At 58.6% G+C, this 2690-nt stretch carries 3 protein-coding genes; all 3 read right to left on the minus strand.

What is annotated here, in order from left to right:
- Positions 1-319 precede the first annotated feature (319 nt).
- Genes QZY48_RS31470 through QZY48_RS31480 form a run of 3 tightly spaced genes read right to left on the minus strand, consistent with a single transcriptional unit; the run spans position 320 to position 2321 of the window.
- Positions 320-970, minus strand: coding sequence for a DUF4276 family protein (locus QZY48_RS31470; RefSeq protein ID WP_295438091.1), 651 nt, complete (start codon positions 968-970; stop codon positions 320-322).
- Positions 967-2091 (minus strand): AAA family ATPase, encoded by a 1125-nt coding sequence (locus QZY48_RS31475; protein ID WP_295438094.1) that lies wholly within the window; start codon positions 2089-2091, stop codon positions 967-969. The genes QZY48_RS31470 and QZY48_RS31475 overlap by 4 nt, the downstream gene beginning before the upstream one ends.
- Positions 2091-2321 (minus strand): hypothetical protein, encoded by a 231-nt coding sequence (locus QZY48_RS31480; protein ID WP_295438096.1) that lies wholly within the window; start codon positions 2319-2321, stop codon positions 2091-2093. Before QZY48_RS31480 ends, QZY48_RS31475 begins: the two co-directional genes overlap by 1 nt.
- Between the last annotated feature and the right edge of the window lie 369 nt (positions 2322-2690).

Genomic DNA, 2690 nt, shown 5'->3' on the forward strand with positions numbered 1-2690 from the left:
GCGAAGGGGTCAGCGAAAAGGCAAAGAACAGGGTCCCGACGAGTAGGCCGACAACATTTGGATACATAGGCTTTGTATTATCTCCGACTGAGCAACCGCGACGGCACGAGGATCGGCAGTAGTATAGCCCACTTCAGGTCCCTCACCCGCCGACTGAACGCGGTCGAAACCCGGTCGCCTGGGTGGCACTGGCGGCCGTGATCCCTACGCTGTCGTAGGTCGGGTTAGGCGCGTGCGCCGATGCGGTTGGTAGGGCACAATGCCCATTGCGCCGTAATCCGACGATCGGTGCCCGGTGGATGGCCGAACGTCAATCACGCTACCGATCACCCCAGGCTTCCAGACCGGACAGCCATGCGTGGAACCCCGGGCATGCCTCGCGGATCGTTAGTAGACCGATTTCCTCGGCGATGAGCGGCCCATGTTCAGTCTTGCTGTATGCGCCGTTCGCAAAGATACTCAGGATGCGTTTCGATGGAGCCGTTTGCGGGCTATCGTTGATCTCTTCGGGATTGCCGAAGGCGCTCCGGACTGCACGCAGATCCCGCTGGCTCGCTAAGTTCCAGCCGTCGAGCACCAAATGAAATCCTTCAATATCGGAAAATAGCAACGCCTCGAATTCGTGCATCTGAACATAAGGCAGAACGAATCGCTCTTCGAGTCGATCGTGGCCCCATTTTTGCGCCTCACCAAGGATGGCAGACTCCAACTCGGAGCGTTCTCTTCCCGCCCGGTCCTGGAACCCGTAAAAATCAACCAACGTGGTAATGCGATCGACGGCATGGTATTCGCAGGCAAGCTGCTTTCCCAGCCGCTCGATGGTCACCCGACCGCCCCTGTGGTTCCCGGATTTCGCCTGAAGAATCGAGGCAAACACCAACAGGTTATGTTCCTGCAAATGCGGCGCCAGACACCTGCCGACGAATTCCGCTTCGGTCTGGCCTTCGCAGACAACGCACAAACGTTTCATGGCACCGCTCCGACCGGGGTCTTCAGCCACAGCTCGGAGACCGAATATTCGTCGTCCAGCCACTCCTGGTAGCGCTCCCGGGGCAGGGTGCGCAGGGACGTGGCGCCATCCCGAATGTCAGCGACGATGACGTTTTCCAGCTCGAAGCAATCGACCATATAGGGCGACTGAGTGGCAAGAAATACCTGACGTGTGTGAGCCACACGCTTGACCATCTCTGCAACCAGGTTAATCGCGTGAGGGTGCAGTCCCAACTCCGGCTCGTCCAGGAACAATACGTCCGGGAGTCGTTCGTCTGGCAAGCTCAGTAATGTCAGCAGACAGAAGACACGCAAAGATCCATCCGATGTCAGGTGGGCGCCGAAGGTCTTGTCGCCGAAGCGTCCCTTCCAACGCAGTTGGACCTTTCCGGCCACCGGCTCCAGGACGAAATCGTCGAACGCAGGCAAGACTCGCTGGACCTGCCGAACGATCTGCTTGTAACGCGGCAGCGCGTTTTCGTGCAGGTCGAGCAGCACCGCTGCAAGATTGCCCCCGTCGGAGCGCAGCCGGGCACTTTCCGCGATGTCCCAACGATTGCGAATCGCAGCGTTTGCGGAGGTATCGTGGAATTGATAAGTGGCGCACTGACGAAGCAGGTGAACGATGGTCTTGGCCGTGGGGTTGTTTTGCTCGGGAAGCGCCGATTCCTTGGTGCCGCCAGCGAGCTCCGTCCACCGCACCTCGCTTTCGTTATCCTTGTACGTATAGCGGTAGGCTTCGTCCATGAGCATCACGGTATCGCTCGCGGAGAGATGGGCCAAGCCGAAGCGGTAGTCGTTGAATCCGCTCTGAGTCTCGATGCGCAGCTCGGCGTGGATACGTGGAGTTTGGCGCGCTCCCATAAAAAACTGATCGTCGCCCCATCCGTAACGTTCCACAAATTCCTGCAGCTTTTGCGACTTCAGCATCCAGCTCAGCATCTCGAAAAAGCGGATGAAATTGGATTTTCCGGCGCCATTGGCCCCGATCAATACAGTTAACTGGGGAAGCGCCAGATTCTCGATCTTTGCCAAGCTGCGAAAGCCCTCAATGCTCACGCGTTGAATGCGGCCTTGTAGGCGAGCGATTGGCGCACTCATCACTGCGCACTCAACTGGGGCAAGAGCGCCGTGGCGTTGCCGTGGCGTTCTCCTTGGGCGATGCACTGCTGTCTGCCGTGCTGTATGCCCTGCTCAATACAGCGCTCGATAAATGTCTGCATAATCGGGTCTCCGGTCGGGGGCTGCTGCAACAGCGTGCGAACGTCGCGCTCGTCTGCGCGGCAGGTGCTCTGGACATAGTATCGCAGCAGCGATTGCTGGATCTCCAAGGCAGTATCCTTGGTGCTGGACCTGCGGGAACCGTGCTCGCAGGTTGCGCCGCCGCTCGCTGGGCTCTCCGCTGTGGTCGTTGTCGGACGCGCCTCGCGGGGCCTCTGGGATCTCGCCAGGTCAATAGGAGTGACCGGGGTTGATACAGTCGCTTAAAAACCTACTCATTTCTTATTAACCATCAAAACTCTGGCAGAACTTGAGGCGAAATCGTTGTATAGTTTGGCGATCCAAAATCGTGGATTTACCACACCTTGGGTCCGCCGCGAGTTCCGCGGTGGCAGCCTGTGGAGAGGTTCGTGAGACCTGGGGGAGCATGGCGTCGGTTCATCACCGTAAAGCTCCCCACCGTGGGAGCTAACGGCGAA

This window comes from uncultured Thiodictyon sp., from assembly GCF_903828115.1.
GTDB lineage: Bacteria > Pseudomonadota > Gammaproteobacteria > Chromatiales > Chromatiaceae > Thiodictyon.